This is a genomic window from Serratia sp. MYb239 (assembly GCF_002966855.1).
Lineage (GTDB): Bacteria > Pseudomonadota > Gammaproteobacteria > Enterobacterales > Enterobacteriaceae > Serratia_B > Serratia_B rhizosphaerae.
Window position 1 is genome coordinate 805,882 of the sequence record NZ_CP023268.1, and the last position, 24,637, is coordinate 830,518.

Consider the following 24,637-nt stretch of genomic DNA (forward strand, 5'->3'; position numbering starts at 1 on the left):
AAACAGGTACATGCTGCCCGCGCCGGGTGAAACGTACCCGGCGGGGCAGAACAAACTGCGTGGTCAGTATGTGGTTATGCCAGACTTGGCAGCAGCGCCGCAGGCAGCAGCGCTGTCAGGTGACGGGCCGCCAACAGCTGGCTGGCCGCTTCAATATCAGGGGCGAAGAAACGATCCTGATCGTAATGGCTGACCTGCTCGCGCAGCAGACGGCGCGCCTGCTCCAGCCCTTCGCTGGTGTGCAGCCCTTCGCGCAGATCCAGACCCTGGCAGGCGGCCAACCATTCGACCGCCAGAATGCCGCGCACGTTGTCGGCCATTTCCCACAGGCGACGCCCGGCGGCCGGCGCCATGGAGACGTGGTCTTCCTGGTTGGCGGAGGTTGGGATACTGTCGACGCTGGCCGGGTGCGCCAGCGCTTTGTTCTCACTGGCCAGCGCCGCAGCGGTCACCTGCGCGATCATAAAGCCGGAGTTAACGCCGCCATTTTTCACCAGGAACGGCGGCAACTGCGACATATGCTTATCCATCAGCAGTGAGATGCGGCGTTCGGACAGCGAGCCGATTTCGGCGAACGCCAGCGCCAGATTATCCGCGGCCATCGCCACCGGTTCGGCGTGGAAGTTGCCGCCGGACAGCACGTCGCCCTGCTCGGCGAACACCAGCGGGTTATCGGACACCGCGTTGGCTTCGACTGCCAGAATCTCGCTGGCCTGACGAATTTGCGTCAGGCAGGCGCCCATCACCTGCGGCTGACAGCGTAGCGAGTAGGGATCCTGCACTTTTTCACAGTTGCGGTGCGAGTCGGACACTTCGCTGCGTTCGCCCAGCAGGTGGCGATAGGCCGCCGCCGCGTCGATCTGGCCGCGCTGGCCGCGAACCTCGTGAATGCGCGGATCGAACGGGCTGCGCGAACCCAGCGCCGCCTCTACGCTCAGGCTGCCGCAGACCGTGGCGGCGGCGTAGAGATCTTCCGCCTCAAACAGGCCGCGCAGTGCGAAAGCGGTGGACACCTGGGTGCCGTTCAGCAGGGCCAGCCCCTCTTTGGCCGCCAACTGCAGCGGCTTCAGACCGGCTTTCGCCAGCGCGTCGCCGGCAGACAGCCACTCGCCCTGATGGCGCGCTTTGCCTTCCCCCAGCAGCAGCAGGCTCATGTGCGCCAGCGGCGCCAAATCGCCGGAGGCGCCTACCGAGCCTTTCAGCGGGATATGCGGATAGACCTCGGCGTTAACCAGCGCCATCAGCGCCTGCAGCACCTCCAGGCGGATGCCGGAGAAACCGCGCGACAGGCTGTTGATTTTCAGCACCATAATCAGGCGCACCAGGCTGTCGTCGGTCGGTGCGCCGACGCCGGCGGCGTGGGACAGCACGATGGAGCGCTGCAGATTTTCCAGATCGTCCCGGGCGATGCGGGTCGAGGCCAGCAGGCCAAAGCCGGTGTTGATGCCGTAGGTGGTGCGGTTCTCCTCGACGATGCGTTCAACGCAGGCGACGCTCTGCTCGATGGCGGCGTAAGCGTTGTCATCCAGGGTTAATTTGACCGGATGGTGATACACGTCGCGCAGTTCGGCGAGCGTCAGTTTACCAGGGCGGATAGTGAGAGTTTTCATGCTTTTTTCCCCTGAGTGGCGGCAACCATTGGCAGGTTCAGACCCTGCTCGCGGGCGCAGTCGATGGCAATATCGTAACCCGCATCGGCATGGCGCATCACGCCGGTCGCCGGATCGTTGTGCAGAACACGGGCAATACGTTCGGCGGCTTCGTCGCTGCCGTCGCAGACGATCACCATGCCGGAGTGTTGTGAGAAGCCCATGCCGACGCCGCCGCCGTGGTGCAGGGAAACCCAGGTGGCGCCGCTGGCGGTGTTCAGCAGGGCGTTGAGCAGCGGCCAGTCGGACACGGCGTCGGAACCGTCCTGCATCGCTTCGGTTTCACGGTTCGGGCTGGCGACCGAACCGGAGTCCAGGTGATCGCGGCCGATGACGATCGGCGCTGACAGTTCGCCGCGGCGTACCATTTCGTTAAACGCCAGGCCCAGCTTGGCGCGCTGACCCAGGCCGACCCAGCAGATGCGCGCCGGCAGGCCCTGGAAGCTGATGCGCTCACGCGCCATATCCAGCCAGCGGTGCAGGTGCTCGTCGTCGGGGATCAGCTCCTTGACCATCGCGTCGGTCTTGTAGATATCCTGCGGATCGCCGGACAGCGCGGCCCAGCGGAACGGCCCGATGCCGCGGCAGAACAGCGGACGAATGTAGGCCGGCACAAAGCCCGGGAAGTCGAAGGCGTTGTCGACGCCCATTTCTTTGGCCATCTGACGGATGTTGTTGCCGTAGTCAAAGGTCGGGATACCCATCTGCTGGAACGCCAGCATTGCCTTGACGTGTTCCGCCATCGAATTTTTGGCGGCCTTCACTACCACCGCCGGCTCGCGTTGGGCGCGTTCACGATACTCTTCCCAGCTCCAGCCCTGCGGCAGGTAACCGTTGAGCGGATCGTGGGCGCTGGTCTGGTCGGTGACCATATCCGGGCGTACGCCGCGTTTGACCAGTTCCGGCAGAACATCTGCGGCGTTGGCGCACAGCGCGACGGAGATCGCCTTGCCCTCGGCGGTATAGCGCTTGATGCGCGCCAGCGCGTCATCCAGATCGCTGGCCTGTTCGTCGACGTAGCGGGTCTTCAGGCGGAAATCGATGCGGCTCTGCTGGCATTCGATATTCAGCGAGCAGGCACCGGCCAGCGTGGCCGCCAGCGGCTGCGCGCCGCCCATGCCGCCCAGACCGGCGGTCAGCACCCAGCGGCCCTGCAGGTTGCCGTCGTAGTGCTGGCGGCCGGCTTCGACGAAGGTTTCGTAGGTGCCCTGCACGATGCCCTGGCTGCCGATATAAATCCAGCTGCCGGCGGTCATCTGGCCGTACATCGCCAGCCCTTTGGCGTCCAGTTCGTTAAAGTGTTCCCAGGTGGCCCAGTGCGGCACCAGGTTGGAGTTGGCGATCAGTACGCGCGGCGCGTTGCTGTGGGTTTTGAACACGCCGACCGGCTTACCGGACTGCACCAGCAGCGTTTCGTCTTCTTCCAGCGTTTTCAGGGTTTCGACGATTTTGTCGTAGCAGTCCCAGTCGCGGGCGGCGCGGCCGATGCCGCCGTAAACCACCAGCTCATGCGGGTTTTCTGCAACTTCCGGATCGAGGTTGTTCATCAGCATGCGCAGCGGCGCTTCGGTCAGCCAGCTTTTTGCGTTTAATTGTGTGCCGCGAGGCGCGCGTACATCGACATTGCGAACTTTGTTATTTGCAGTCACAGCTCTTTCCTCAACTTGAAGTGTGGCAATTCAATCGGTGTGAATTGATGGCGTCGTTGCCTGCCCATCATGTCTGAATCGGGCGTCAGGTTTTATTAACATATACTTGTATGTACAAGCATATGCAATAGGGAATCAATTAACCGCTAAAATGGCATAAGTAAAAGTTATTTTTGTTTTTAATCATGTGGTTATTGTTTTGTTGGTTCGGTGTGGGGAAGAAAATAAGGCGAGGAATAGTGAGCTGACAGGCAAAAACGAATAAAAAATGCGTCATTTTTGAGCGTTAAATCACAATTAATTTACATAAGAATTACATGTCGGCGTGATGGATAAAAAAGCGTTATGGCGGGAGAGTCGGGCGCGGCCGGCCGCGCCCGTTGGCATCAAGGATTGGCCGTCTGTAGCGTCTTGCGGCGCGCCATTTTAACCAGCGTGGCGACGGCGGCAACGACCGCCGGCAGGCACAGGAACAGCAGAATGCTGTGCACTTCCCACTGCAGCGCCATCAGCTGTGCGCCAATCATCGTGCCGGCCACGCCGCCGAAACGGCCGATGCCCTGCATCCAGGCGATGCCGGTGGCGCGGCTGTGGGTCGGGTAAAAGGTGGCGGCCAGCGTTTGCAGCCCCGACTGTGCGCCGTTCATGGTAATACCCATCAGGAAAATCAAGCCGCCCAGCAGAACGATATGGCGATCTTCGGTGGCCATGCCGACGATCAACAGCGCGGTGACGATGAAGCCGGCGGCGACCACCTTATGCGCGTTCCAGCGGTCCATCATCCAGCCGGCCATCAGGATGCCGGCGGTGCCGCCAAAGGTGAACAGCGAGGTCAGCATGGCGGACTGCTCCAACTGATAACCCAGGCCCTGCATCAGAATCGGCATCCAGCTCAGCAGCATGTAGTAGATCACCAGCCCCATGCAGTAGGTGACCCACAGCATCAGGGTACCGAGCAGGTAGGGGCGGCTGAACAGCAGGCCGACGCTGCTTTTTGACGCCGCCAGCGGCGCTTCGTACAGATAAAAATGTTCGACGCCGTCGAGGTTTTTTCCGCTGAAGCGCTGGGTGATGCGTTTGATCTTTTGCATATCCTTGCCGCGGTTGACCAGATATTTGACCGATTCTGGCAGCAGCAGAATCAGCAGCACCGTCAGCATCAGCGGTGCGATCGCGCCGAGCAGCAGCACGCTGTGCCAGCCGTAGCCCGGTATCAGCCAGGAGGAGATCGCGCCGCCGGCGGCGGCGCCCAGCGGAAAACCGCAGTACATGGTGTTGATCGCCAGTGAACGGCAGCGCTGCGGCGCATACTCGGAAATCAGCGTAATGGCGTTAGGCATGGCGGCGCCAAGGCCGAGACCGGTAAGAAAGCGCCACAGCGTCAGGCTGTCGAGCGAACCGGCGTAGGCGGTCGCCAGGCTGGACAAGCCGAAGAACAGGCAGGAAAACACCAGCACCCGCTTACGGCCGATGCGGTCGGAGAGCGGCCCGGCCACCAGCGCGCCCAGCGACAGCCCGAGCAGGGCGGCGCTCAGCACCGGCCCCAGATCCTGCTTGACGATCCCCCAGTCCTCGGCCAGCGCCGGCGCGATATAGCCCATGGCGGCGGTGTCGAAACCGTCGATAGCCAGAACCAGAAAACCGAGAATAATCAGCGTCCAGTGGAACAGCGAGAACTTACTGTCGTCGATCGCCTGCTGGATGTTCAACTTGGTGGAATGAGCCATAGTCCCCTCGAAAAGTGCTTGTGATGGTTGTTGTATCGAACGCCGGAACGGATGCCCGACTTGTGCTTGCATGTATATACATCAGTGATGTGTGCGGGGATTAATGTCAAATACATTTATCTTATTTGTTGGCTAATTGTTATTTTTGCGACGCAGGATCGATTGTTGTGCGCCAGAGCGCGACATAGGCAGCGATGAGGTTATTTGGCCGCCGGGCGGGAATCTGAGATAATCGCGTTTTACCTGTCCAATATTGAGAGATGCATGCAGTACCCGATTAATGAGATGTTCCAGACTTTACAGGGCGAAGGTTATTTCACCGGCGTTCCGGCTATTTTTATCCGCCTGCAGGGGTGTCCGGTAGGATGCAGCTGGTGCGATACCAAACACACCTGGGAAAAGGATGCTCATCGGGAAGTGGACATGCAGCGCATTTTGGTGAAAACCGAGGAAAGCGACGCCTGGGGCAGCGCCAGCGCCGAACAGCTGCTGGCGGTAATACGCCAGCAGGGCTATAGCGCGCGCCATATCGTCATTACCGGCGGCGAACCGTGCATTTACGATTTAACCCCGCTGACCCGCCTGTTTGAAGAGCACGGCTACGGCTGTCAGATCGAAACCAGCGGCACCCACGAGGTGCAGTGCACGGCGGATACCTGGGTGACGGTTTCCCCGAAGGTGAATATGCGCGGCGGCATGAAAGTATTGGATCAGGCGCTAACGCGTGCGGATGAAATCAAACATCCGGTCGGGCGTCAGCGCGATATTGACGCGCTGGATGCGCTGTTGGAGACGCTGCACGATGAGAAACGGCGGGTGATCGCCCTGCAGCCGATCAGTCAGAAAGATGAAGCGACGAAGCTTTGTATCGCCACCTGCATCGAGCGCAACTGGCGCTTGTCGATGCAGACGCACAAGTATCTGAATATTGCTTAAGGCTGTCCGGCCGGCGGGCAAGATAGCGGGACGCGGCACTGCGCGCCCGTTATCGTTGCGCGCTTAACCTTTATAGACGCAGCCGGCGGTGCAGGTCTCTTTCACCATCACCGCGCTCAGTTCCGGCAGCAGCGGTTTCATCTGCTGCCAGATCCAGGCGGCGAGCACTTCACTGGTCGGATTTTCCAGCCCTGGAATATCGTTCAGATAATGGTGATCCAACCGCTCCCAAACGGGTTTGAATGCGGCTTTCAGTTCGGCAAAGTCCATTACCCAGCCGGTGTGCGGATCCACCTCACCGGTTATCTCCAGACGCACCATAAACGAATGCCCGTGCAGACGGCCGCATTTATGGCCTTCAGGCACATGCGGCAGGCGGTGTGCGGCTTCAAATTGAAAATCTTTAAACAGCGTGGTTGCCATTGTTACGGCCTCATTGACTCAAAAACCGACGCATACTACCGGAAAGCGTGATTGCTTGCCATTTATACCGTTATGGTCTACATGATTGCGCACGCAATGCATCCTCTGCATTTTTTATTGACGCCTGCGGGGCCTTACCGGCCGGGCCGGTTAGCGGGTAAATGCGATTCATTCAAAAAACATCAAAAAAATCGCATTAAATTCAAAATGATAAAAATGAAACCTTAGCGCTTTAAGCGTTATGCCTTACCAGTAAAACAGCTTAGTCATTTTGGTTATTAATTATTGCTATCCCTTATTTATTCGTTGCTATTTGGCTCGGTAACCTTACAAACTCTCCTGATCTTTTCAGGAAATCAGACTGAACGAAAAGACAGCGAATGACACTGGCTAAGCATAGGAATTATGTCCGCAATGACGACTCAGGCTCCTCCAACATCTTTGCTCCCGCTGACGCCCGAACAGCTCTCTAACCTGCAGGCGGCGATTGGCGACTATTCGCCGACGCAGCTGGCGTGGCTGTCCGGTTACTTCTGGGGAATGGTTAACCAACAGCCCGGAGCCGTCGCCTTGCCGGCCGCGCCCGCTGCTGCTGCCGCGCCGAGCATTACCATTATTTCCGCCTCGCAGACCGGCAACGCCCGTCGCCTGGCGGAACAGCTGCGCGACGATCTGCTGGAGGCCAAGCTGAGCGTCAACCTGGCCAATGCCGGGGATTACAAATATAAGCAGATCGCTCAGGAACGCCTGCTGATCGTGGTGGCCTCCACCCAGGGCGAAGGCGAACCGGCGGAAGAGGCGGTGGCGCTGCATAAGTTCCTGCATTCCAAAAAAGCGCCGAAGCTGAATGAAACCGCCTTTGCGGTATTTGGCCTGGGCGATACGTCCTATGAGAATTTCTGCCAGTCCGGCAAGGATTTCGACGCCAAACTGGCGGAACTGGGCGCCGAACGTCTGGTTGAACGTATTGATGCCGACGTCGAGTATCAGGACGTGGCAGCTGCCTGGCGCAAACAGGTGGTGACGGTGCTGAAAGAGCGCGCGCCAACGGAAAGCGCCGCGCCGGGCGTGCTGGCCGGCGGTGCGGTAGACCAGCTCGACAGCAGTCCGTACAGCAAAGAGCAGCCGCTGACGGCGCAGCTGGCGGTGAACCAAAAGGTGACTGGCCGTCATTCCGATAAAGACGTGCGCCACATTGAGATCGACCTGGGCGACTCCGGGCTGCGCTATCAGCCTGGCGATGCGCTGGGCGTCTGGTTCGATAACGATCCGGCGCTGGTCGACGAACTGGTGCAGCTGCTGTGGCTGAAAGGCGATGAAGCGGTCGAGGTGGACGGTAAAACGCTGCCGCTGAGTGACGCATTGCGCAGCCACTATGAGCTGACGCAGAACACTACGCCAATCGTAGAGAAATACGCCGCGCTGGCGCGTGATGAAAAGCTGCTGGCGTTGGTGGCCGACAAAGCCGCGCTGCAGCAGTATGCGCATAATACGCCGATCGTCGATATGGTGCGTCAGGCGCCGGTTGAACTCAGCGCCGAACAGCTGCTTGGCCTGTTGCGTCCGCTGACGCCGCGCCTGTACTCCATTGCCTCTTCGCAGGCGGAAACGGAAAACGAAGTGCATGTCACGGTCGGCGTGGTGCGCTATGACATCGACGGCCGCGCGCGCGCCGGCGGCGCATCGAGCTTCCTGGCCGATCGCCTGGAGGAAGACGGTGATGTGCGGGTGTTTATCGAACACAACGACAACTTCCGCCTGCCGGCCAACCCGGACACGCCGGTGATCATGATCGGCCCCGGCACCGGCATCGCGCCGTTCCGCGCCTTTATGCAGCAGCGCGACGCCGACGGCGCCGGCGGCAAGAACTGGCTGTTCTTCGGCAACCCGCACTTTACCGAAGACTTCCTCTATCAGGTGGAGTGGCAGCGCTACGTGAAAGACGGCCTGCTGACCCGCATCGATCTGGCCTGGTCGCGTGACCAGCAGCACAAAGTGTATGTACAGGACAAACTGCGCGAACAGGGCGCGGAAGTGTGGCGCTGGATCCAGCAAGGCGCGCACATTTACGTCTGCGGCGATGCCAATCGCATGGCGAAAGACGTGGAAAATACATTACTGGAACTGGTCGCCGAGCACGGTGGGATGGATACCGAGCAGGCCGACGAATTTTTAAGTGAGCTGCGCTTTGAGCGCCGTTATCAGCGAGATGTTTACTGATGAGTGATAAACACCCCGGCCCTCTGGTTGTAGAAGGCAAACTGGCCGATGCCGAGCGCATGAAGCGTGAGAGTAACTTCCTGCGCGGCACCATCGCCGAAGATCTGAATGACGGTCTGACCGGCGGCTTTAACGGCGACAACTTCCTGCTGATCCGTTTCCACGGTATGTATCAGCAGGACGATCGCGATATCCGCGCCGAACGCGCCGAGCAGAAACTGGAGCCGCGCCATGCGATGATGCTGCGCTGCCGTCTGCCCGGCGGTATTATCAGCCCGCAGCAGTGGCTGGGCATTGATAAGTTTGCCGAGGAGAGCACGCTGTACGGCAGCATTCGCCTGACCAACCGTCAGACTTTCCAGTTTCACGGCATTCTGAAAGGCAACGTGAAGCCGGTGCACCAGCTGCTGAACAAGCTGGGGCTGGACGCACTGGCGACCGCCAACGACGTTAACCGTAACGTGTTGTGCACCTCGAACCCGGTGGAGTCCGAGCTGCATCAGGAAGCCTACGAGTGGGCGAAAAAAATCTCCGAGCATCTGCTGCCGCGCACCCGCGCCTATGCGGAAGTGTGGCTGGATAAAGAGAAGGTGGCGACCACTGACGAAGAACCGATCCTCGGCCCGACCTATCTGCCGCGCAAGTTCAAAACCACGGTGGTGATCCCGCCGCAGAACGACGTCGATCTGCACGCCAACGACATGAACTTTGTCGCCATTGCGGAAAACGGCAAGCTGGTGGGCTTTAACCTGCTGGTGGGCGGCGGCCTGTCGATTGAACACGGCAACAAGAAAACCTATGCGCGTAACGCCAGCGAATTCGGCTACATTCCGCTGGAGCATACGCTGGCGGTGGCCGAGGCGGTGGTAACCACCCAGCGTGACTGGGGCAACCGTACCGATCGTAAAAACGCCAAAACCAAATATACGCTGGAGCGTGTCGGCGTCGACACCTTCCGCGCCGAAGTGGAAAAACGCGCCGGCATCACCTTCGAGCCGATTCGCCCTTATGAGTTTACCGGCCGCGGCGACCGCATCGGCTGGGTGAAAGGGGTCGATAACCACTGGCACCTGACGCTGTTTATCGAGAACGGCCGTCTGCTGGACTATCCGGGCCGTCCGCTGAAAAGCGGCGTGGCGGAAATTGCCAGAGTGCATCAGGGCGACTTCCGCCTGACCGCCAACCAGAACCTGATCGTCGCCGGCGTGCCGGAAAGCGAGAAGGCCAATATTGAAGCCATCGCCCGCGCACACGGTCTGATCGATGACGGCGTCAGCGAGCAGCGTAAAAACTCGATGGCCTGCGTGTCGTACCCGACCTGCCCGCTGGCGATGGCGGAGGCCGAGCGCTTCCTGCCGCAGTTTGTCACCAAGGTTGAAGGCATCATGCATCAGCACGGGGTGGGCGATGAGCACGTGGTGCTGCGCGTGACCGGCTGCCCGAACGGCTGCGGCCGCGCGCTGCTGGCGGAGATCGGCCTGGTGGGTAAAGCGGTCGGCCGTTATAACCTGCATCTGGGCGGCAACCGCGAAGGGACGCGTATCCCGCGCATGTATCGCGAGAATATCAATGAAGAGCAGATCCTGCAGGAGATCGACCAACTGGTCGGCCGCTGGGCGCAAGAGCGCAACGCGGGCGAAGGGTTCGGCGACTTCACCATCCGCGCCGGCATTATCCGTCCGGTGGTGGATCCGGCGCAGGATTTCTGGGACTAACCGAGGAGGCTGACAACATGGCTGAATTCGATCTGGCGGCGCTGAATGCGCTGCCGAAATCCGGGCAGGCGCTGGCGCTGGCTGAGGTCAACGGCAAACTGGAGCGGCTCTCTGCGCAACAGCGCGTGGAGTGGGCGCTGGAACAGCTGCCGGGCGCGTTTGTGCTCTCTTCCAGCTTCGGGATTCAGGCCGCGGTCTGTCTGCATCTGGTGACGCGTATCCAGCCGGATATTCCGGTGATCCTGACCGATACCGGCTATCTGTTCCCGGAAACCTATCAGTTTGTCGATCAGCTGACCGACAAACTGAACCTGAACCTGCAGGTGTTCCGCGCCGAGCACTCGCCGGCCTGGCAGGAAGCGCGCTACGGCAAACTGTGGGAGCAGGGCGTCGAAGGGATTGAGCGCTATAACCAGCTCAATAAGGTTGAGCCGATGAACCGCGCGCTGGAAACGCTGGGCGCCAACACCTGGTTCGCCGGCCTGCGCCGCGAGCAGTCCGGCAGCCGCGCCAACCTGCCGGTTCTGGCGGTACAGCGCGGCGTCTTTAAGGTGCTGCCGATCATTGACTGGGACAACCGTCAGATTTATCAGTATCTGACGGATCACGGGCTGAGCTATCACCCGCTGCGGGAGCAGGGCTACCTGTCGGTGGGGGATACCCACACCACGCGCAAGTGGGAGCCGGGCATGAATGAAGAAGAGACGCGCTTCTTCGGCCTGAAACGTGAATGCGGGCTGCATGAGTAATCCGGATGCGCTGAGTGCGCAGACGGAATAACGAAGAAGGGATGGCGCCGGCCATCCCTTTTTTTTATGGTTTTTTCGCTTTTGGCGCCGGGTGCGCCTGCGCCAGCTCTTTTAACAGCGGCAGCAGCACCTGAACGCTGTCCCGGCTGCGCTTATCAATCCGTCCCGGCAGGTAGCGGTCCAGATATTGTACGTTGTCGTACTGCGGCCGGTGCCAGGAGACGCCCTGCGGGAAGTGCGGGCTGACCGCACGCTGCTGATAGCCGTCTTTTTTGCCCAGCGCCCAGTTGGTGGCCTCGACCGCCATGACCGGAATACGCGCGTCGTCAAATACCTGCTGATCGGAGCAGCAGCCAGTGCCTTTCGGATAGTGGTCGCTGCCGGGGTTGAGCGAGGCGGCGATGCCGTAGCGGTGGGCGATATCCAGCGCCCGATCGCGGCTCTGTTTGGCGACCTTCGGCGGCGTGTTGCGGCCGGCGTGGAAATAGAGTTTGTCGCCGGTGATCAGGCTGTCGAGATTAATCACCAGCAGCGTGTTCGCCCGCTCTTCCGCACTCATGCGCTGCAGATAATTTTTCGCGCCCAGCGAGCCAAGCTCCTCGCCGCTGGTGGCGATAAAGCGCAGGCTGTAGCGGGTGGGGATATCCTTCATCCGCTGCGCCAGCTCCAGCATCACGCCGACGCCGGAGGCGTTATCGTCGACCCCTTGCAGCGTCAGGCCACCCAGGTTGTTGTCGACGTCGGCATCGCTGCGCGGCGTATAGGTATCGAAATGCGCCATGATGACGATCTGCTGCGGCCGATCGCCGCTTTTGGCGGCGATCACGGAATTGACGCGAATATTGCGCCAGTTCTCGCTGCCGTTTTTGTTGGTATAGAGATAGCGGCTGTTAATACTGCGAATATTGCTCTGATAACCCATCTGGGTGAATTGCTGTTTCAGGTAGTCGGCGGTCAGCTGTTCAGCCGGGCTGCCGGCCATACGCCCCGGAAAGTAGGTGGCGATATACCGCATTTTTTCGGCGGCGAATTTGCCTATTGGCGCATCCTGGCCGGGATGCGTCGCGGCTGAGGCGCAAAAAACGCTGCTGAATGCCGCGGCCAACAGGCCGGCTTTCAGACACTGGCGGGAAAACATAGCGGAAAATCCTTCTCGTAGGCGCTCAATGACGCCGATTATTTTTTCGGCCTTAGTATGAAACGCAATGGTGGATTAGACAATTTCATCCGCTCTTAATTTATGGCGGTAAAAGCTGAACGTCGTCGCTGGAAGGCGATTGCGAGGCGTATGGCAAATTAGCGGAATCGCTATTTAACCGTCTGAAAAATGTGGCTACTATCCGGCGAGATGATTTTTCTCGGCAGGGAGAGCGCATGATGCTGGATAAACTGGAAAACCGTCTGGGTGTCGTTGAGCAAAAGATTGAGCGCATGGATCAGCGAGTTGAACGGCTGGAGCAGCGCATTGAGGGGATGGATCTGCGCATTGAAGGGATGGGGCAGCGCATTGAGGGAGTGGAAAAGCGCGTCGAACGGGTGGAGGTGGACGTTAACCAGGTCAAACTGGATTTGGCCGCGCTGAACATGCGTTCGCTGGAATTTGTCACCAAGGGCGATCTGCATAAGGAGGTGGCCCTGCTGCACCGGGAAATTGGTTTGGTGAATAAAGAGGTTGTCAGCCAAACCAAATGGATGGTCAGCTGTATATTCGGCGTTGCCGCACTGTGCATGACCGCCGCTAAGCTGTGGTTCTGAGCGGTTTCGCCATCTCTTAAACGGCGTTATGTGCCTGTCTGTTCAGGCATGATGGCGGCGTAACCCAGCGCTGCGCCGCGCCGACGCTGCGGCCTATATTCCATAAATGCACATCTCATTCCTTTTCGTCATTTCAGGGGCTAAATCGCAGCCCGTATAGTCACACTATCTTTCCGTTATATGAAAAGGCTGTTGTGGACTATCTACCAATATTTGCCGATCTGAAACAACGTCCGGTACTGGTCGTTGGCGGCGGTGAAGTTGCTGCGCGTAAAGTTGAACTGCTTGCGCGCGCCGGGGCTGAAATACGGATAGTTGCGCAGTCGCTCTCACCGGAACTTGAACAGCATCGCCAGTCTGGACGCATCAACTGGCTGGGGCAGGCGTTTGCGCCGCACCAGTTGGATGAGGTGTTTCTGGTGATCGCCGCAACCGACGACGCCGCGTTGAACGCCCAGGTTTATGCCGAGGCGGATAAGCGCCGCTTGCTGGCCAACGTGGTGGACGATCAGCCGCGTTGCTCATTTATCTTTCCGTCGATTGTTGACCGTTCACCGCTGATGGTGGCGGTGTCATCCGGCGGCAAGGCGCCGGTGCTGGCGCGGATGCTGCGTGAAAAGCTGGAAGCGCTGCTGCCGGCCAGCCTTGGCACCATGGCGCAACTGGCTGGCGGTTTTCGCGCTCGGGTAAAACAGCAGCTGAGTTCGATCGGCGCACGCCGCCGTTTCTGGGAAAAATCTCTTAACGGCCGCTTTGCCACGCTGGCGGCCAATGAGCAGCCGCAGCAGGCGCAGCAACAGCTGGAACAAGACCTGGCCGCGTTTGCCGCCGGCGATGAGGCAGCGCAGGGCGAGATTGCGCTGGTCGGCGCCGGGCCGGGCGATGTTGGTCTGCTGACCTTACGCGGCCTGCAGGTGATGCAGCAGGCCGACGTGGTGCTGTACGACCACCTGGTGAGCGACGAGATTCTCGATCTGGTGCGTCGTGACGCGGAACGCATCTGCGTAGGCAAACGCGCCGGCGCGCATCTGGTGATCCAGGAAGAGACCAACCGCCTGCTGGTGGAACTGGCGCAGCAGGGCAAGCGCGTGGTGCGCCTGAAGGGCGGCGACCCGTTTATCTTTGGCCGCGGTGGCGAAGAGCTGCAGGTTGCGGCGGCGGCGGGGATTCCGTTCCAGGTGGTGCCGGGCGTCACGGCGGCGGCCGGTGCGACGGCCTATGCCGGCATCCCGCTGACCCACCGTGACCATGCGCAGAGCGTGACCTTTATCACCGGCCACTGCCGTCCCGACGGCGACGGGCTGGACTGGGCCGACCTGGCGCGTGCGCGCCAGACGCTGGCGATTTACATGGGCACCATGAAGGCGGCGGATATCAGCCAGCGCCTGATCGCCCATGGCCGCGAGGCGCAGACCCCGGTGGCGGTGATCAGCCGTGGCACGCGTGCCGACCAGCAGGTGCTGACCGGTACGCTGCAGCAGTTGGAACAATTAGCCCGACAGGCGCCGTTGCCGGCGCTGTTGGTGATTGGCGAAGTGGTGGAACTGCACCATCAAATCGCCTGGTTTGGGCATCAACCTCAGACGGACGGGGCCGCGCGTCCCGCCGTAGTGAATTTGGCTTAAAGGATCTGTTATGGACGAAAAACGACTCACTCACTTGCGGCAATTGGAGGCGGAGAGTATCCATATCATCCGTGAAGTTGCCGCTGAATTCAGCAACCCGGTGATGCTGTACTCCATCGGTAAAGACTCTTCGGTGATGCTGCATCTGGCGCGCAAGGCCTTCTATCCGGGCACCCTGCCGTTCCCGCTGCTGCATGTGGATACCGGCTGGAAATTCCAGGAGATGTATCAGTTCCGCGACCGCACGGCGAAAGAGTACGGTTTTGAGCTGCTGGTGCATAAAAACCCGGAAGGGGTGGCGATGGGGATTAACCCGTTCGAGCACGGCAGCGCCAAGCATACCGATATCATGAAAACCGAAGGCCTGAAGCAGGCGCTGAACAAGTACGGTTTTGACGCTGCCTTTGGCGGCGCGCGGCGCGATGAGGAAAAATCCCGCGCCAAAGAGCGTATTTACTCATTCCGCGACCGTTTCCACCGCTGGGATCCGAAGAACCAGCGTCCGGAGCTGTGGCACAACTACAACGGCCAGATTAACAAAGGGGAAAGCATCCGCGTATTCCCGCTGTCGAACTGGACCGAGCTGGACATCTGGCAGTACATCTTCCTGGAAAACATCGACATCGTGCCGCTGTATCTGGCGAAGCCGCGTCCGGTGCTGGAGCGTGACGGCATGCTGATGATGGTGGATGACGACCGTATCGATCTGCAGCCGGGCGAAGTGATCAGCCAGCGTATGGTGCGCTTCCGCACGCTGGGCTGCTGGCCGCTGACCGGCGCGGTGGAGTCCTCGGCGGAAACGCTGCCGGAAATCATCGAGGAGATGCTGGTCTCCACCACCAGCGAGCGTCAGGGCCGTATGATTGACCGCGATCAGTCCGGCTCGATGGAGCTGAAAAAGCGTCAAGGGTATTTCTAAGGAGCCGCCGGATGAATAACGTAATTGCACAACAAATCGCCGAGCAGGGCGGGGTGGAAGCCTATTTACACGCGCAGCAGCATAAGAGCCTGCTGCGTTTTCTGACCTGCGGCAGCGTCGATGACGGCAAAAGCACCCTGATTGGCCGCCTGCTGCACGATACCCGTCAGATTTATGAAGATCAGCTGTCTACGCTGCACACCGACAGCAAACGTCTGGGCACGCAGGGCGAAAAGCTCGACCTGGCGCTGCTGGTGGACGGCCTGCAGGCCGAACGCGAGCAGGGCATCACCATCGACGTGGCCTATCGCTACTTCTCCACCGAGAAGCGCAAATTTATCATCGCCGATACACCGGGGCATGAGCAGTACACCCGTAATATGGCCACCGGCGCATCGACCTGCGATCTGGCGATTCTGCTGATTGATGCGCGTAAAGGCGTGCTGGACCAGACGCGCCGCCACAGCTTTATCGCCACGCTGCTTGGCATTCGTCACCTGGTGGTGGCGGTCAACAAAATGGATCTGGTGGATTACAGCGAGCAGGTGTTTGAGCAGTTCAAACAGGACTACCTGACCTTTGCCCAACAGCTGCCAAACGATCTCGATATCAAGTTTGTGCCGCTGTCGGCGCTGGACGGCGATAACGTTGCCGGCCAGAGCGCCAACATGCCATGGTACAGCGGCCCGACGCTGCTGGAAGTGTTGGAAAGTGTGGAGGTGATTGGCCGTTCGGAAGCCCAGCCGCTGCGTTTCCCGGTGCAGTACGTTAACCGCCCGAACCTGGATTTCCGCGGCTATGCCGGCACGTTGTCCGCCGGCAAGGCGCGCGTCGGGCAGCGGGTAAAAGTGCTGCCTTCCGGCGTGGAGTCCAGCATTGCGCGCATCGTCACCTTTGACGGCGACCTGCAGGAAGCGGTGCCGGGCGAGGCGGTGACGCTGGTGCTGCAGGATGAAGTGGATATCAGCCGCGGCGATCTGCTGGTGGCGGCCGATGATGACCTGCAGGCGGCGCAAAGCGCGCTGGTGGATGTGGTCTGGATGGCGGAACAGCCGCTGCAGCCGGGGCAGAGCTATGATATCAAGGTGGCCGGCAAGAAAACCCGCGCCCGGGTGGAGGCGATTCGCCATCAGGTAGAAATCAACTCGCTGGCGCAGTATCAGACCGACAGCCTGCCGCTGAACGGCATCGGCCTGGTGGCGCTGACCTTTGACGAACCGCTGGTGCTCGACAGCTACCAGAGCAACCCGGATACCGGCGGCATGATTATTATCGACCGTCTGAGCAACGTCACCGTCGGCGCCGGCCTGATCCGTGAGGCGCAGCAGGCAACCACGGCCGCCGCCGGCGAGTTCAGCGCGTTTGAGCTGGAGCTGAATGCGCTGGTGCGCAAGCACTTCCCGCACTGGGGCGCGCGCGACCTGCTCGGAGGCCGGTAAGCGTGGCCGAGCGTGAACAGCGGCCGACCGGGCCGGACGATGAAAACGTGGTGTGGCATCCGCATGCGGTAACGCGTGCGGACCGCGAAACGCGCAATGGCCATCGCGGCGTGGTGCTGTGGTTTACCGGGCTGTCCGGCTCGGGAAAATCCACCGTGGCCGGCGCGCTGGAGCAGGCGCTGCACGCGATGGGTGTGCGCACCTATCTGCTTGACGGCGATAACGTGCGCCACGGGCTATGCCGCGATCTGGGCTTTTCGGATGATGACCGTCGCGAGAACATTCGCCGGGTCGGCGAAGTGGCGAAGCTGATGGTGGATGCCGGCCTGGTGGTGCTGACCGCGTTTATTTCTCCGCACCGCGCTGAACGGCAAATGGTGCGTGACATGCTGGACGACGGCCAGTTTGTCGAGGTGTTTGTCGACACGCCGCTGGCCATCTGTGAAGCGCGCGATCCGAAGGGCTTATACAAAAAAGCCCGCGCCGGCGAGCTGCGCAATTTCACCGGCATCGACGCGGTTTATCAGGCGCCGGAGGCGGCAGATATTCACCTGAATGGCGAACAATTGGTAACAAATTTGGTTGCGCAATTGTTAGACGTGCTGCGTGGTCAGGCTATTATCAAACCCTGAGTTCCCAAAAAGCGTGTGGCGGTTATCTGCCATGCGCTTTTTACTCTGACACGCCGCAGAGCGTGCTGAGAGCGATGAATAACCAGGGATTACTATGCAAAATGTCTCGCCCGTCGTGATTGATTCAACATCAGAGAAAGAAGAACCTTCTTACTCGTTTCTCGGTGGCGTCAGCGGTTTCGTTTTCTATTGGCTGGCGTTTACGCTGCCGTTCTTGGTCTATGGCTCCAACACGCTGTTTTTCCTGCTGTATACCTGGCCTTTCTTCCTGGCTTTAATGCCGGTGTCAGTCCTGATCGGCATCACACTCAGTATGCTGCTGCGCGGGCGTCTGATTTTGACGCTGCTGCTGACCGGCGTCGTGGTGCTTTGTCTGTTCTGGCTGGTGTTCAGTCTGTTGAGCGGTTGGTAACCAGCCGGGCGCGTAAGCGCGCGCCGACTGATTGCAAAGCCGTGCCGAAGGTTACAAAACTTTGCTTAAAAACGCCTGAGTACGCGGATTGGCCGGCTGGCCGAAAATCTGCTGCGGTGTCCCTTCCTCCTGAATGACGCCCTGATCGATAAACAGCACCCGATCCGCCACCTCGCGGGCAAACGCCATTTCGTGCGTCACTACCACCATGGTCATGCCTTCATGGGCCAGTGCCTTGATCACCGCCAGCACTTCGCCGACCAGCTCCGGGTCGAGCGCGGAGGTCGGCTCGTCGAACAGCATGACTTTCGGCTCCATGGCCAGCGCACGGGCAATCGCTACCCGCTGCTGCTGGCCGCCGGACAGGCTGCCGGGATAGGCGTCGATTTTATCCAGCAGACCGACCTTGCGCAGTAACGTTTCGGCCTGCCGCGTGGCGTCGGCGCGGGAGAGTCGTTTCACGTCCATCGGCGCCATAATAATATTTTCCAGCACGGTCATATGCGGGAACAGGTTAAAGCGTTGGAATACCATGCCGACGCTGGCGCGCATTTTATTGAGATCGGTCTTCCGATCGTGAATCGCGAAGCCGTTAACCTCGATTTCGCCGCCGGACAGGCTTTCCAGCGCGTTTAGGCAGCGCAGGAAGGTGCTTTTGCCGGAGCCGGACGGGCCGATGACGCACACCACTTCGTTGGCGGCAATCTGGCAGTCAATGCCGCGCAGCACATGGGTGGCGCCAAACTGTTTTTGCAGATTATGTACGCGAATCACTTTTCCCGAACCTCTTTTCCATATGCTGCACCATCAGCGACAGCAAGAAAGTGATGACCCAATAGACCAGCGAGATGGTCAGATAGGGTTCCCAGTAGGTGGCGTAGGCGCCGGATACGGTGCGCGCCGCGTAGGCCAGATCGGCCAGGCCGATGGCAGAGGCCAGCGAGGAATCCTTCACGATGGCGATGGCGTTATTGCCCAGCGGCGGCAGCATGCGGCGAAACGCCTGCGGCAAAATGACTTTGCGCATGGTCTTGCCGTAGCTCATGCCGAGCGAGCGCGAGGCCTCCATCTGCCCACGGTCGATAGACTGGATCCCTGCGCGGAAAATTTCGGACACATAGGCGCCGGCGTTAAGCGTAATCGCTACCACGCAGGACAGGAAAGCGCCGTAATCGGCGCGCAGTTCGCGGGCGAAATCGCTGCTCATAATGCCGCCAGCGATCAGCAGGCCGTCGCGCGGGTTGATAAACAGCGGCACCAGGGCGAAGTGCACCACCATGATCTGCACGAACAGCGGCGTGCCGCGGAAGGCGCTGATATAGATACGCACCGGCCATTGAACGCCGTAGTGCAAAATAGGTTTCCAGACGCCGTGCGGCGCCTGCGCCAGCCGGCCTAAACCGAGTATCAGGCCCCAGGTGGTGCCCAGCAGGACGCAGATAATGGTGCATTTGATGGTCATCCAGGCGCCTTCCATAAACAGCGGGGCGTACTCCTGGATGATCTCCCAGCGGAAGTTCACGGTAAGTTCCTTATTGGCAGTTGCAGGGCCGGACGTATCCGGCCCGTATCGGCGCGTGGATTATTGGGCCGGCAGCGTGGGGACGTTGTTGTCAAACCAGGTCTGGTAGATTTTGGCGTAGGTGCCGTCGGCGATGATTTTCTTCAGGCCGGCGTTGATCTTGTCGCGCAGCTCATCGTTGCCTTTGGCGACGGCGATGCCGAAATACTGCCGTTCAAACTTGGCGTCGGACACCAGCTTGAACTGCTTTTCCGGATGCGTCTTGATATAGAACTTGGCGACGCCGACGTCGCCGACTGCCGCGCCGATGCCGTCTTCATACAGCTCTTGCAGCATCAGCGGCGTATTGTCGAAGCGTTTGATGGCGGTGCTGTTTTTCCCCAGCACGTCGGATACCACGATATCGCCGGTGCTGGAGTTGACTACGCCGACCTTCAGCGCCTTCAGCGCGGCGATGGCGTCGACCGTCGAATCCTTCGGCACCACGATCGCCTGCTCCGCCGGGAAGTACGGCGCGGAGAATTCCACCATCTGCTTGCGTTTATCGGTAATGGTAATGCCGGAGATAATGATGTCACGATCGCCGGAGTTCAGCGTGGCGAAGATGCCTTCCCACGGCGTATTGACCAGCTTGATCTTGAAGCCCTCGGCATCGGCGACGGCTTTAATAATATCAATATCAAAGCCTTCCAGCTGTTTATTGCTGTTTTCGAACTCGAACGGACGGTAGGTGCCGCCGGAGCCGACCACATAGGTCGTCTCAGCAGCGGCGGAAAAGCTGGCGGTCAGGCAGGCTGCTATCAGCAGCAGGTGTTTTAACATGGCGAATCCCCGGAAGTTATGGTTGTCTTTGTTGGTGTTTATTCATATTTGATGCATAAAAATAATAACGTGGGGGTGAAATTACAACTAAGCCGGTAGGTTTTGTTGTTTTACGGTGTTAAATATTCATTTTCCTCCGTCGGCTGGTTGAAACCTTGGCGGCGTTGCCGGTAAGCCAGTGTTATTCGCTGTATAAAATATGAACCATGAGCGCTCGGTCATTGGGCGTTCGTCTGGTTTTTTCCGGCTGTGAGGGTTTTTTTTGCCGCTTTCAACGCGTTTTTAGGTTATAAACGCACATAAGTTCTCATCCGTATTCTTAAACTGGCGGCGAATTGCTGCTCTCAGTGTGGAGTCCAACGAAAAGTTGTGGGATGATTAGGCAGTTTTTCAGGGGGCGGGGATGGGAAAACTTACGCTACTATTGTTGGCATTGCTTGGTTGGTTGCAGTATTCGCTGTGGCTGGGCAAGAATGGGGTTCACGATTACGTGCGGGTCAATGACGATGTTGCAGTCCAGCAGGGCAGCAACGCCAAGTTGAAGGCGCGTAACGATCAGCTGTTCGCCGAAATCGACGATCTTAACGGTGGTCAGGAAGCGATTGAAGAGCGCGCGCGTAACGAGCTGGGCATGATCAAGCCCGGAGAAACTTTCTATCGTCTGGTTCCTGACCAATCCAGACGCGGCGTGACGCCTTCCTCGCAAAACAACGTAAAATAAACATGAATCACTCCGCAGGCTCCTTGCCGCAGGTGGTTGCCGTACTGCCGGCGGCAGGCATCGGCAGCCGTATGCAAACAGATTGCCCAAAGCAGTACCTCACCATCGGCAACCAAACTATCCTTGAACATGCGATCCACGCTTTGCTGCGTCATCCGCGTGTCCGTCAGGCGATCGTCGCCATCGGCCCGGACGATGGCCACTTTGCCCGTTTACCGATTGCCCGCGATCCGCGGGTGGTGGTGACGGTCGGCGGCCAGCAGCGCGCCGATTCGGTGATGGCCGGCCTGCAGCTGGCGGGCGACGCCGAATGGGTGCTGGTGCACGACGCCGCGCGTCCGTGTCTGCATGCTGACGATCTTGAGCGTCTGCTGGCGATTACCGAACACAGTAAAGTGGGTGGCATTCTTGCCGCGCCGGTGCGCGACACCATGAAACGTGCGGAAAGCGGGGTTGCGGCCATCGCCCATACGGTGGAGCGCCAGGACTTATGGCACGCGCTGACGCCGCAGCTCTTCCCGCAGGCGCTGTTGAAACAGTGCCTGCAGCGGGCGATGGATGAAGGGGCGAACGTCACCGATGAAGCCTCGGCGCTGGAGCATTGCGGCTACCATCCGCTGCTGGTGGCGGGACGCGCCGATAATATTAAAGTGACGCGGCCGGAAGATTTACGGCTGGCGGCGTTTTATTTAACCCAGTTGAACCAATAGGAGCAGGCTCGATGCGAATCGGTCACGGTTTTGATGTACATAAATTCGGCGGCGAAGGCCCGCTGGTGATCGGTGGCGTCCGCATTCCTTACGAACAAGGTTTGCTGGCCCATTCCGACGGTGATGTGGCGCTGCACGCCGCTACCGACGCGCTGCTGGGCGCCGCTGCGCTGGGCGATATCGGCAAGCTGTTCCCGGATACCGACCCGACCTTTAAAGGCGCCGACAGCCGCGAACTGCTGCGTGAAGCCTGGCGCCGTATCCGCGCCAAAGGCTACCGTCTGGGCAACCTGGACGTCACGATTATCGCTCAGGCGCCGAAAATGGCGCCGCATATTCCGCAGATGCGCGTTTTTCTGGCGGAAGATCTGCAGTGTCATATGGATGATGTCAACGTTAAGGCGACCACTACGGAAAAATTGGGTTTCACCGGCCGTGGCGAAGGGATTGCCTGCGAAGCGGTTGCCTTGTTAATCAAGGAGTAAGCCGATGGATATGGCAAACCTGACCTGGTTGCACGGTCAGCCGTCGTCCAGCGGCGTACTGAAGGCCAACCCGGAAGATTTCGTGGTGGTGGAAGACCTGGGCTTTACGCCGGACGGTGAGGGCGAGCATCTGCTGGTCAATATCCGCAAAAACGGCTGCAATACGCAGTTTGTCGCCGACTATCTGGCGCGTTTTGCCGGCGTTCACGGACGCGCGGTCAGCTATGCCGGCCTGAAAGACCGCCACGCGGTGACCGAGCAGTGGTTCTGCCTGCACCTGCCGGGCAAGGAAACGCCCGATCTCGCCCGTTTTGAGCTGGAAGGCTGCGAAGTGCTCGCCGCCGCTCGTCATCGCCGTAAACTGCGCATTGGCACGCTGAAAGGCAACGGTTTTACGCTGGTGCTGCGCCATATCAGCGATCGTGACGACGTAGAGCGTCGTCTGCAGGCGATTGCCGCAGACGGCGTGCCGAATTATTTCGGCAGCCAGCGCTTTGGCCACGGCGGTAATAATCTGACGATGGCGCGCCGCTGGGCCAATGACGAGATTCGCGTTAAAGAACGCAACAAGCGCAGCTTTTACCTTTCCGCCAGCCGCAGCGCCCTGTTTAATCTGGTGACGTCGACGCGGCTGGCCAATCAGCAGCAGCGCAGCGTGCTGGAAGGTGATGCGTTGCAACTGAGCGGACGCGGCAGCTGGTTTGTCGCCAAGGCGGATGAGCTGGAGAATGTGCAGCAGCGCGTGAATGACGGTGAACTGCTGATTACCGCGCCGCTGCCGGGAGATGGCGAGCCCGGCACCGCCGGCGCTGCGCTGGATTTTGAACAACAGTGCTTGGCGCAGCAGCCACAATTGCTTAGTCTCTTAAAGCGTGAGCGCGTAGACCCTGCCAGACGCGCTTTGCTGTTGCAGCCGCAGAATATGCAATGGAACTGGTGGGATGATGTCACCGTTGAACTGCGTTTTTGGCTGCCGGCCGGCAGTTTCGCCACCAGCGTAGTTCGCGAGATTATGCAGCAGGATAACCGTGATGCGGATATTACTGAGTAACGATGACGGCGTCAGCGCGCCGGGCATTCAGGTGCTGGCTGCGGCGTTGCGTGAGTTTGCCGAAGTGATGGTTGTCGCCCCCGATCGCAATCGCAGCGGCGCGTCCAATGCGTTGACGCTGGAAGCGCCTCTGCGTACCCAAACGTTGCCCAACGGCGATATCGCCGTACTGCAGGGCACGCCGACCGACTGCGTGTATCTGGGCGTGAACGCCCTGATGCGTCCGGCGCCGGATATTGTGGTTTCCGGCATTAACGCCGGCCCTAACCTGGGCGACGATGTGATCTATTCCGGCACCGTGGCGGCAGCAATGGAAGGGCGGCATTTAGGCCTGCCGGCGTTGGCGGTGTCGCTGAATGGCCACCGGCATTATGACACCGCAGCAGCCGTAACCTGCCGTCTGTTGCGTGCGTTGCTGCGTGAACCGCTGCGCACCGGAAAGATTCTCAACGTCAACGTGCCGGACGTGCCGCTGGCAGAAATCAAAGGGGTTCGCGTGACCCGCTGCGGCAGCCGCCATCCGGCGGAGCAGGTGTTTTGTCAGCAGGATCCGCGCGGTCGGGATCTCTACTGGATTGGGCCGCCGGGCGATAAATTTGATGCCGGGCCGGATACGGATTTTGCTGCCGTTGAGCAGGGCTATGTTGCGGTAACGCCGTTACAGGTGGATTTAACCGCGTATGCCGCCCAGGATGTGGTAAAAACATGGTTAACCAAAGCCGAGGTCAGCGGGGAATGGTGAGTAAGTCAATGCAAACATTGCTGGCTCAGCTGCGTCAGCAGGGGATCCAGGACGAACGACTGTTGCAGGCCATGGCGGCCGTGCCGCGTGAGCGCTTTGTCGATGAAGCGCTCCAGCATAAAGCCTATGAAAATACCGCGTTGCCGATAGGGTCGGGGCAGACTATCTCCCAGCCGTATACGGTGGCGCGTATGACCGAACTGCTGAACCTGACGCCGACGTCGCGCGTGCTGGAAATCGGCACCGGTTCCGGTTACCAGACGGCTATCCTGGCGCATCTGGTCCAGCATGTGTGCTCCGTTGAGCGCATCAAAGGGTTGCAGTGGCAGGCCAAGCGCCGCCTGAAGCAGCTCGATCTGCATAATGTTTCCACCCGCCACGGCGACGGCTGGCAAGGCTGGGCCTCGCGCGGGCCGTTTGACGCCATTATCGTCACGGCTGCGCCGCCGGAAATCCCGCAGGAGCTGATGGCACAGCTGGACGAGGGCGGCATTATGGTGCTGCCGGTGGGAGAACAGTCACAAATTCTCAAGCGTATTCAACGTCGCGGTGGCGAATTTGTTATTGATGCGGTGGAGGCGGTGCGTTTTGTCCCGTTGGTAAAAGGCGAGCTGGCCTAACCGGCTGTCTGTTTTATCGGCTAAACGCAAAATCTGTTGCACTTTCATACGTCAGGAGCGGTTTTTAACGTTCCAATAAGACTAATTTCCAATACAATTGCCTTTCTGCGGCGT

Annotated in this window: 24 protein-coding genes; 16 read left to right on the plus strand and 8 right to left on the minus strand. The window is 59.6% G+C overall.

Features of this window, described 5'->3' with window-relative positions; translation table 11 throughout:
• Window positions 1-74: 74 nt before the first annotated feature.
• The 3 genes from hutH to CLM71_RS03740 form a co-directional block, all read right to left on the minus strand.
• Window positions 75-1,610 (minus strand): histidine ammonia-lyase, encoded by a 1,536-nt coding sequence (gene hutH, locus CLM71_RS03730; protein WP_105229812.1) that lies wholly within the window; start codon window positions 1,608-1,610, stop codon window positions 75-77.
• Window positions 1,607-3,298, minus strand: a complete 1,692-nt coding sequence (hutU, locus tag CLM71_RS03735; protein ID WP_105229813.1) for a urocanate hydratase — start codon at window positions 3,296-3,298, stop codon at window positions 1,607-1,609. Before hutU ends, hutH begins: the two co-directional genes overlap by 4 nt.
• 386 nt (window positions 3,299-3,684) lie before the next feature.
• Entirely contained in the window at window positions 3,685-5,025 is a 1,341-nt protein-coding gene (locus CLM71_RS03740) for an aromatic acid/H+ symport family MFS transporter (RefSeq protein WP_105229814.1), read from the minus strand.
• A 264-nt stretch (window positions 5,026-5,289) separates the two neighbouring features.
• Between CLM71_RS03740 and queE the strand changes: the two genes are divergently transcribed.
• Complete coding sequence (gene queE / locus CLM71_RS03745) at window positions 5,290-5,961, plus strand: 7-carboxy-7-deazaguanine synthase QueE (RefSeq protein ID WP_105229815.1); 672 nt, start codon at window positions 5,290-5,292, stop codon at window positions 5,959-5,961.
• Window positions 5,962-6,024: 63 nt separating this feature from the next.
• Here queE and queD read toward each other — a convergent pair whose 3' ends face one another.
• Window positions 6,025-6,384, minus strand: a complete 360-nt coding sequence (gene queD / locus CLM71_RS03750; RefSeq protein WP_105229816.1) for a 6-carboxytetrahydropterin synthase QueD — start codon at window positions 6,382-6,384, stop codon at window positions 6,025-6,027.
• A 414-nt stretch (window positions 6,385-6,798) separates the two neighbouring features.
• Between queD and cysJ the strand changes: the two genes are divergently transcribed.
• From cysJ to CLM71_RS03765, 3 genes are read left to right on the plus strand one after another with little or no spacing between them, the layout of a single operon-like run.
• Entirely contained in the window at window positions 6,799-8,604 is a 1,806-nt protein-coding gene (gene cysJ, locus CLM71_RS03755) for an NADPH-dependent assimilatory sulfite reductase flavoprotein subunit (RefSeq protein ID WP_105229817.1), read from the plus strand.
• Window positions 8,604-10,319, plus strand: a complete 1,716-nt coding sequence (gene cysI / locus CLM71_RS03760) for an assimilatory sulfite reductase (NADPH) hemoprotein subunit (RefSeq protein ID WP_105229818.1) — start codon at window positions 8,604-8,606, stop codon at window positions 10,317-10,319. Before cysJ ends, cysI begins: the two co-directional genes overlap by 1 nt.
• Window positions 10,320-10,336: 17 nt before the next feature.
• Window positions 10,337-11,068 (plus strand): phosphoadenylyl-sulfate reductase, encoded by a 732-nt coding sequence (locus CLM71_RS03765; protein WP_105229819.1) that lies wholly within the window; start codon window positions 10,337-10,339, stop codon window positions 11,066-11,068.
• Window positions 11,069-11,132: 64 nt separating this feature from the next.
• Here the strand turns inward: CLM71_RS03765 and CLM71_RS03770 are convergent, their stop codons facing one another.
• Complete coding sequence (locus tag CLM71_RS03770) at window positions 11,133-12,206, minus strand: aminopeptidase (RefSeq protein ID WP_105229820.1); 1,074 nt, start codon at window positions 12,204-12,206, stop codon at window positions 11,133-11,135.
• 236 nt (window positions 12,207-12,442) lie between these two features.
• On the opposite strand from CLM71_RS03770, the gene CLM71_RS03775 reads away from it, so the two are divergent.
• The 6 genes from CLM71_RS03775 to CLM71_RS03800 all read left to right on the plus strand — a co-directional run bounded on the left by CLM71_RS03775 (window position 12,443) and on the right by CLM71_RS03800 (window position 17,850).
• The gene (locus CLM71_RS03775) at window positions 12,443-12,823 is read left to right on the plus strand and encodes a hypothetical protein (protein ID WP_105229821.1); all 381 of its coding nucleotides are present in this window, start codon (window positions 12,443-12,445) and stop codon (window positions 12,821-12,823) included.
• A gap of 194 nt (window positions 12,824-13,017) precedes the next feature.
• The gene (gene cysG / locus CLM71_RS03780; protein ID WP_105229822.1) at window positions 13,018-14,448 is read left to right on the plus strand and encodes a siroheme synthase CysG; all 1,431 of its coding nucleotides are present in this window, start codon (window positions 13,018-13,020) and stop codon (window positions 14,446-14,448) included.
• A 10-nt stretch (window positions 14,449-14,458) separates the two neighbouring features.
• Window positions 14,459-15,367 (plus strand): sulfate adenylyltransferase subunit CysD, encoded by a 909-nt coding sequence (cysD, locus tag CLM71_RS03785; protein WP_105229823.1) that lies wholly within the window; start codon window positions 14,459-14,461, stop codon window positions 15,365-15,367.
• An 11-nt stretch (window positions 15,368-15,378) separates the two neighbouring features.
• Window positions 15,379-16,806 (plus strand): sulfate adenylyltransferase subunit CysN, encoded by a 1,428-nt coding sequence (gene cysN / locus CLM71_RS03790; protein WP_105229824.1) that lies wholly within the window; start codon window positions 15,379-15,381, stop codon window positions 16,804-16,806.
• Between the two features lie 2 nt (window positions 16,807-16,808).
• Window positions 16,809-17,438, plus strand: coding sequence for an adenylyl-sulfate kinase (gene cysC / locus CLM71_RS03795; protein ID WP_105229825.1), 630 nt, complete (start codon window positions 16,809-16,811; stop codon window positions 17,436-17,438).
• A 94-nt stretch (window positions 17,439-17,532) separates the two neighbouring features.
• A complete protein-coding gene (locus CLM71_RS03800; RefSeq protein ID WP_105229826.1) occupies window positions 17,533-17,850 on the plus strand; it encodes a DUF3561 family protein in 318 nt (105 codons plus the stop codon).
• Between the two features lie 51 nt (window positions 17,851-17,901).
• Here the strand turns inward: CLM71_RS03800 and CLM71_RS03805 are convergent, their stop codons facing one another.
• The 3 genes from CLM71_RS03805 to CLM71_RS03815 all read right to left on the minus strand — a co-directional run bounded on the left by CLM71_RS03805 (window position 17,902) and on the right by CLM71_RS03815 (window position 20,194).
• Complete coding sequence (locus CLM71_RS03805; RefSeq protein WP_105229827.1) at window positions 17,902-18,624, minus strand: amino acid ABC transporter ATP-binding protein; 723 nt, start codon at window positions 18,622-18,624, stop codon at window positions 17,902-17,904.
• A complete protein-coding gene (locus CLM71_RS03810; RefSeq protein WP_105233214.1) occupies window positions 18,608-19,327 on the minus strand; it encodes an amino acid ABC transporter permease in 720 nt (239 codons plus the stop codon). The genes CLM71_RS03805 and CLM71_RS03810 overlap by 17 nt, the downstream gene beginning before the upstream one ends.
• A gap of 105 nt (window positions 19,328-19,432) precedes the next feature.
• Window positions 19,433-20,194 carry a basic amino acid ABC transporter substrate-binding protein gene (locus CLM71_RS03815; RefSeq protein ID WP_105229828.1) on the minus strand — a complete coding sequence of 254 codons (762 nt, stop codon included), beginning with the start codon at window positions 20,192-20,194 and terminating at the stop codon, window positions 19,433-19,435.
• Window positions 20,195-20,597: 403 nt separating this feature from the next.
• On the opposite strand from CLM71_RS03815, the gene ftsB reads away from it, so the two are divergent.
• From ftsB to CLM71_RS03845, 6 genes are read left to right on the plus strand one after another with little or no spacing between them, the layout of a single operon-like run.
• Window positions 20,598-20,915, plus strand: coding sequence for a cell division protein FtsB (gene ftsB, locus CLM71_RS03820; RefSeq protein ID WP_105229829.1), 318 nt, complete (start codon window positions 20,598-20,600; stop codon window positions 20,913-20,915).
• A gap of 2 nt (window positions 20,916-20,917) precedes the next feature.
• The gene (gene ispD, locus CLM71_RS03825; protein WP_105229830.1) at window positions 20,918-21,625 is read left to right on the plus strand and encodes a 2-C-methyl-D-erythritol 4-phosphate cytidylyltransferase; all 708 of its coding nucleotides are present in this window, start codon (window positions 20,918-20,920) and stop codon (window positions 21,623-21,625) included.
• A gap of 11 nt (window positions 21,626-21,636) precedes the next feature.
• Window positions 21,637-22,110, plus strand: coding sequence for a 2-C-methyl-D-erythritol 2,4-cyclodiphosphate synthase (gene ispF / locus CLM71_RS03830; protein ID WP_105229831.1), 474 nt, complete (start codon window positions 21,637-21,639; stop codon window positions 22,108-22,110).
• Between the two features lie 4 nt (window positions 22,111-22,114).
• Window positions 22,115-23,161 (plus strand): tRNA pseudouridine(13) synthase TruD, encoded by a 1,047-nt coding sequence (gene truD / locus CLM71_RS03835; RefSeq protein ID WP_105229832.1) that lies wholly within the window; start codon window positions 22,115-22,117, stop codon window positions 23,159-23,161.
• The gene (gene surE, locus CLM71_RS03840) at window positions 23,142-23,903 is read left to right on the plus strand and encodes a 5'/3'-nucleotidase SurE (RefSeq protein WP_105229833.1); all 762 of its coding nucleotides are present in this window, start codon (window positions 23,142-23,144) and stop codon (window positions 23,901-23,903) included. Before truD ends, surE begins: the two co-directional genes overlap by 20 nt.
• On the plus strand, window positions 23,897-24,523 hold the full coding sequence (locus CLM71_RS03845) for a protein-L-isoaspartate(D-aspartate) O-methyltransferase (RefSeq protein ID WP_105229834.1): 627 nt from the start codon (window positions 23,897-23,899) through the stop codon (window positions 24,521-24,523). Before surE ends, CLM71_RS03845 begins: the two co-directional genes overlap by 7 nt.
• The last annotated feature ends 114 nt before the right edge of the window (window positions 24,524-24,637 follow it).

Bases quoted from the DNA above. Each gene is read 5' to 3' on its own strand.
- truD (WP_105229832.1), top strand. From the start codon at position 22,115: ATGGATATGGCAAACCTGACCTGGTTGCACGGTCAGCCGTCGTCCAGC.
- queE (WP_105229815.1), top strand. From the start codon at position 5,290: ATGCAGTACCCGATTAATGAGATGTTCCAGACTTTACAGGGCGAAGGT.
- CLM71_RS03800 (WP_105229826.1), top strand. From the start codon at position 17,533: ATGCAAAATGTCTCGCCCGTCGTGATTGATTCAACATCAGAGAAAGAA.
- hutH (WP_105229812.1), bottom strand. From the start codon at position 1,610: ATGAAAACTCTCACTATCCGCCCTGGTAAACTGACGCTCGCCGAACTG.
- CLM71_RS03740 (WP_105229814.1), bottom strand. From the start codon at position 5,025: ATGGCTCATTCCACCAAGTTGAACATCCAGCAGGCGATCGACGACAGT.
- cysD (WP_105229823.1), top strand. From the start codon at position 14,459: ATGGACGAAAAACGACTCACTCACTTGCGGCAATTGGAGGCGGAGAGT.
- ftsB (WP_105229829.1), top strand. From the start codon at position 20,598: ATGGGAAAACTTACGCTACTATTGTTGGCATTGCTTGGTTGGTTGCAG.
- cysJ (WP_105229817.1), top strand. From the start codon at position 6,799: ATGACGACTCAGGCTCCTCCAACATCTTTGCTCCCGCTGACGCCCGAA.
- CLM71_RS03770 (WP_105229820.1), bottom strand. From the start codon at position 12,206: ATGTTTTCCCGCCAGTGTCTGAAAGCCGGCCTGTTGGCCGCGGCATTC.
- CLM71_RS03765 (WP_105229819.1), top strand. From the start codon at position 10,337: ATGGCTGAATTCGATCTGGCGGCGCTGAATGCGCTGCCGAAATCCGGG.
- CLM71_RS03775 (WP_105229821.1), top strand. From the start codon at position 12,443: ATGATGCTGGATAAACTGGAAAACCGTCTGGGTGTCGTTGAGCAAAAG.
- surE (WP_105229833.1), top strand. From the start codon at position 23,142: ATGCGGATATTACTGAGTAACGATGACGGCGTCAGCGCGCCGGGCATT.
- CLM71_RS03810 (WP_105233214.1), bottom strand. From the start codon at position 19,327: ATGGAAGGCGCCTGGATGACCATCAAATGCACCATTATCTGCGTCCTG.
- CLM71_RS03845 (WP_105229834.1), top strand. From the start codon at position 23,897: ATGGTGAGTAAGTCAATGCAAACATTGCTGGCTCAGCTGCGTCAGCAG.
- ispD (WP_105229830.1), top strand. From the start codon at position 20,918: ATGAATCACTCCGCAGGCTCCTTGCCGCAGGTGGTTGCCGTACTGCCG.
- ispF (WP_105229831.1), top strand. From the start codon at position 21,637: ATGCGAATCGGTCACGGTTTTGATGTACATAAATTCGGCGGCGAAGGC.
- CLM71_RS03815 (WP_105229828.1), bottom strand. From the start codon at position 20,194: ATGTTAAAACACCTGCTGCTGATAGCAGCCTGCCTGACCGCCAGCTTT.
- cysI (WP_105229818.1), top strand. From the start codon at position 8,604: ATGAGTGATAAACACCCCGGCCCTCTGGTTGTAGAAGGCAAACTGGCC.
- queD (WP_105229816.1), bottom strand. From the start codon at position 6,384: ATGGCAACCACGCTGTTTAAAGATTTTCAATTTGAAGCCGCACACCGC.
- cysN (WP_105229824.1), top strand. From the start codon at position 15,379: ATGAATAACGTAATTGCACAACAAATCGCCGAGCAGGGCGGGGTGGAA.